General features: G+C 61.3%; 1 protein-coding gene. It reads left to right on the top strand.

Features of this window, described 5'->3' with window-relative positions; all coding sequences use genetic code 11:
- Positions 1-815: hypothetical protein (locus tag MUW49_RS18140; RefSeq protein ID WP_244813050.1), on the top strand; the 815-nt coding region annotated here is incomplete at both ends.

Genomic DNA, 815 nt, shown 5'->3' with positions numbered 1-815 from the left:
GCCCAGCAGATCAGCACTGTAGATGCTGCTTTCAAGGCCGCGGATACAGAGCTGTCTGCCTCCCTCGCTGAGTCGAGCAAGGCCCTGGCAGATGCCAAGCAGGCACTGGGGGAGCGTATCAGCACCATCGATGTGACGGTCGAGGAGAACGCGGCCAGCATCACCGAGCTGCAGCGGGTCGTGGTGAGCAATGAGGAGTCGCTGAGCCAGCGCCAGGACAAGCTGGAATCAGAGGTAGATGTTGGCGCCGCCAGCCTGGTTGAAGGGGCTCTGACCGGGGATGAACGTGACCGGGAGAACCGGAAAGCTCGCGGCGTCATTCTCCAACAGCAGAGCACGCTGGCGAATCAACAGGAGGCGCAAGCCAGGACCATCGAGCAGCTGACGGCAGAGTTTGATGCCGAAACGGCAGATCTGAAGGCGCAGATTACCAATGAGCAGTTGACCAGGGCGACGGCTGATGAGGCGTTGTCACAGCGGATCAGTGTTGTGGATGCCGAGTTCAAGGCGGCCAATGCGGATACCAATGCCGTTATCAGCGCTCTTGAACAATCGAGCGCATCGGCTGATGAGGCGTTGTCCTTGCGCCAGGACCAGTTGGCCGCCGAGTTAACGAGCGCGACGGCAGAGCTTGCGGCAAACATCACCCAGGAGGAGTCGGCCCGGGTCACCGCTGATGAGGCTATCTCGAGGCGGGTGTCTGAGGTCGAGGCGCAGTTCGGCAGCGACCTCGAGGATGCGAAAGCGAGGGTTGCGGCCGAGGAGCTGGCTCGGGCAACAAAAGATGAGGCGCTTGCCCAGCAGATCAGCACTGT

The organism is Aeromonas sp. LsrichE-8G, assembly GCF_022869435.1.
In the GTDB taxonomy this organism is placed as follows: domain Bacteria; phylum Pseudomonadota; class Gammaproteobacteria; order Enterobacterales; family Aeromonadaceae; genus Aeromonas; species Aeromonas caviae.
This window is presented reverse-complemented; position numbering and strand designations above follow the sequence as displayed.